Origin of the sequence: Caulobacter sp. B11 (genome assembly GCF_002737765.1) — a bacterium.
Taxonomy (GTDB): domain Bacteria; phylum Pseudomonadota; class Alphaproteobacteria; order Caulobacterales; family Caulobacteraceae; genus Caulobacter.
The window spans coordinates 1-3,556 of record NZ_PEGG01000391.1; the positions used below are offsets into that span (position 1 = coordinate 1).

The 3,556-nt window shown below is 72.5% G+C and carries 4 protein-coding genes; 3 read left to right on the top strand and 1 reads right to left on the bottom strand.

All coding sequences use genetic code 11. The features are described 5' to 3' along the window. Positions 1–1,736: TonB-dependent siderophore receptor (locus tag CSW58_RS13345; protein WP_099447601.1), on the bottom strand; the 1,736-nt coding region annotated here is incomplete at its 3' end. Positions 1,737–1,915: 179 nt separating this feature from the next. Between CSW58_RS13345 and CSW58_RS15520 the strand changes: the two genes are divergently transcribed. The 3 genes from CSW58_RS15520 to CSW58_RS14220 all read left to right on the top strand — a co-directional run. Continuing rightward, the gene (locus CSW58_RS15520) at positions 1,916–2,629 is read left to right on the top strand and encodes an acyl-CoA dehydrogenase family protein (RefSeq protein WP_236627839.1); all 714 of its coding nucleotides are present in this window, start codon (positions 1,916–1,918) and stop codon (positions 2,627–2,629) included. Beyond that, positions 2,626–3,066: an acyl-CoA dehydrogenase family protein gene (locus CSW58_RS15525; protein WP_236627840.1), complete on the top strand. Its 441-nt coding sequence runs from the start codon at positions 2,626–2,628 to the stop codon at positions 3,064–3,066. The genes CSW58_RS15520 and CSW58_RS15525 overlap by 4 nt, the downstream gene beginning before the upstream one ends. Before the next feature lie 293 nt (positions 3,067–3,359). Next, the coding region (locus CSW58_RS14220) for a MaoC family dehydratase N-terminal domain-containing protein (protein WP_201721685.1) at positions 3,360–3,556 on the top strand (197 nt) is incomplete at its 3' end.

The window sequence follows — 3,556 nt, forward strand, 5'->3', positions numbered from 1 at the left end:
ACCGTCCATTCCGGGGTCTGGGCCGGGCGCAGGCCGGTCAGCTGGGCCGCCGCCGCGCCGCCCTCGACCGTGGCGTCGGTATAGGCCAGGGCCGCCCGCCAGCCGATGGCCTGGCCCGCCGGGCCGCCCAGACGTCCGGCCGCCTCGCCCTCGAACCCCCAGGCGTCGATGCGGCCGGTGTTGCGGCGCTGGCGCAGGGCGCCGCCGGACGGGACGAAGCCCGCCGACGGGAAGATCCCGGGGCCGATGCCGATCGTCACATTGGTGATCGGGTCGCGCAGCTGATTGTAGAACAGGGCCGCCGACCAGCGCACCGGCCCGTCGCCGCCCAGGCCGGCCTCCAACCCCTGCAGGGTCTCGGGCTTGAGCGCCGGATTGGCCTCGGTGATGTCATTGCCCACCCGGAACGGACGGTGCAGCTCGTTCAGGGTCGGAGGCCGGAAGCCGGCATAGGCCGCGGCGCGCAGATGGACCGCCGGACTCAGCGCGCGGCGCAGGCCCACCCGGCCGGTCGGGGTGGTGTCGGCGCGGTCGGGCGAGACCTGGTCGAGGGTCAGGGCTCCGGTGGCGATGTCGCGCTCGCGGCGCACCGCGTCATAGGCCCTAGAGCGATCGACCCGCACGCCGCCGGTCAGCAGCCAGGGGCCCTGGTCCCAGACCGCCTCGGCATAGGTCCCGGCCACCAGGGTCTTGCCCCCGGCCTCGCGGTCACGGGTAAAGGCCCCGGCCAGATAGCGGAAGCGTTCGTGCTCGGTCCCATCGGCCAGGCGCAGGTCGGCGCCGAGCTCCCAGGCCAGGGCGTCGCGCCGGCCCTGCAGGGCGGCATTGGCGCCGTAGCCGACGGCGGGGGTGTCGTACTGATCGTTGGCCGGGGTGGTCGAGACCCGTCCCACCGCGACCGCCACCGAACTGTTCTCCAGGTCGCTGCGCCGCGCCCAGGCCTGCAGCCGCCAGCCGCCAACCCCTTCGGTCGCTGGCCGGGCCAGGGTCAGGCTCATCGCCAGACCCGTCGCATTGGAGCGGGCGCCCCGCAGTCCCGCCTGCTGGTGAACCTGGAAAGCCGAGACCCGCGCCGCCGTCTCCACCGCCCCCAGGGTGCGCTGCAGGCGCACGGCCAGGGAGGCGTCATCGAGGCTGAGCCGGGTGTCGGCCGCGCCCTGCTGCGAACCGCGCACCGCCAGATAGCCGTCGGTCCGCGAAGCCGCCGCCGTGACCAGCAGGCCCGGGGCTCCGGCCACCGCCACGCCGCGATAACTGCCGCGCGCCCCGGCCGACAGCTCGGCCACGGCCAAGCCATCGACGGCGGCGTGTTCCTGCAAGGCCACCACTCCGGTCAGGGCGCCCGCGCCATAGGGACCCGAGCCCGCGCCCCGCACAATCATGGCGCCCTCCAGCCCCTCGGACGGCAGGGCGCTCCAGATCACCCAGCCGCCGAACGGATCGTTCTGCGGCTCGCCCTCCAGGGTCACCAGGGCCCGGCCCGCGCCCGACGGCGCGATCGACCTCAGGGACAGGCCCTGGGTGGTGGGATTGGCCGCGTCGCTGGCCGTGCGGCGAAACAGCGACACCCCCGGCGCGCGCTTCAGCGCCTCGTCCAGCCGCGGCTCGCCGGCCAGGGCCTCGGGGCCGATGCGCACGACGCTGAACGCCGCCTGGCCGCCCAGAGGCGCCAGGCGCGGCGGGTGGACAATGACGATCTCGACATCGGGAACGGGCGGCGGCGGCGGGAGAGGCATGAGGTCTCGGAACGGAACGGATGGCGCGCGGCCGGAGCCCTACCGCTTACAGCAGTTCATCGCGCCAGGCTAAGCCGCTCGCGTGCTTCAGGCTGACCTAAAGGCAGGCCCCAAACGGCCTTTGACGCGGGGCGACAGTCGTTTAGGGCTGCTCGGTAAAAAAGAACTGGAGGCCCGCCGTGACCGAGACCTTTGCCGAGATCCGCGAGGCGGTGCGCAAGCTGTGCGCGGGCTTCCCGGGGGCATACTGGCGGGCCAAGGATCGCGACCGCGCCTATCCGCACGAGTTCGTCGCCACCCTCACCGAGGCCGGCTTCCTGTCGGTGCTGATCCCGGAAGCCTTCGGCGGTTCGGGCCTGGGCCTGGGCGCGGCCACGGCGGTGCTCGAGGAGATCCATCGCAGCGGCTGCAACGGCGGCGCCTGCCACGCCCAGATGTACACCATGGGCACCCTGCTCAAGCATGGCAGCCCGGCCCAGAAGGCCGACTATCTGCCCAAGATCGCCGCCGGCGACCTGCGCCTGCAGGCCTTCGGGGTGACCGAGCCGGGGGCCGGCACCGACACCACCCGCATCACCACCTTCGCCCGCCGCGACGGCGACCACTATGTGGTGCGCGGCCAGAAGATCTGGATCAGCCGGGCCGAGCATTCCGACCTGATGGTCCTGCTCTGCCGCACCACGCCGCGCGACGCGACGGCCAAGCCGAGCGATGGGATGAGCGTGCTGCTGGTCGATCTGCGCGAGTCGGTGGGCAAGGGCCTGACCATCCGTCCAGTCCGCACCATGCTCAACCACGCCACCACCGAGCTGTTCTTCGATGATCTGCGGGTGCCGGTGGCCAACCTGATCGGGACGAGGGCGCGGGCTTTCGCTACATCCTCGACGGCATGAACGCCGAGCGCATCCTGATCGCCGCCGAATGTATCGGCGACGCCAAGTTCTTCATCGACCGGGCCAGCGCCTATGCCCGCGAGCGCGAGGTGTTCGGTCGCGCGATCGGCGTCAACCAGGGCGTCCAGTTCCCGATCGCCCGCGCCCAGGTGCAGATGAGCGCCGCCGAACTGATGGTCGAGCGCGCCGCCGCCCTGTTCGACGCCGGCCAGCCCTGCGGCACCGAAGCCAACATGGCCAAGATGCTGGCCTCGGAAGCCTCGTGGTTCGCGGCCGACACCTGCCTGCAGGTGCATGGCGGCTTCGGCTTCGCCGAGGACTACGACATCGAGCGCAAGTTCCGCGAGACGCGGCTCTATCAGGTGGCCCCGATCTCGACCAACCTGATCCTCAGCCACGTCGCCACCCACGTGCTGGGCCTGCCCAAGAGCTTCTAGCCGTCACGCCCACAGACCGATCGGACCCTTTGATGCCGCCCCACGCCGCCGCCCCGGACGCCGCCCCCTGTCCAGCTGGATCGGGCGCACCGAGACGCGGTCCGACCGGCTGGACGCGGCGCGGTCGAGCGCCCTGCGCGCGGCCCTGGGCCAGGCGCCGGTCGCGGCGGGAGATCCCCTGCCGCTTCTGCACCATTGGCTGGCCTTCTGGGATGTGCGCCCGCCGGGCGAACTGGGCGAGGACGGCCATCCGGCCCGGGCGGGTTCATGCCGCCCATCGCCCTGCCCGGCGCATGTGGGCCGGGGGCCGGTTGAGCTTCCACCGCACCCCACGGCTGGGGGAAACCCTGACCCGCGTCACCGCCCTGCGGAAGATCGCCGAAAAGACCGGCCGCTCGGGCCCGCTGGTCTTCGTGACCCTGGAGCACGCCTACCAGTCGGACGCGGGCTGGTGCTGGTCGAGGAACAGGACATCGTCTATCGCGACCAG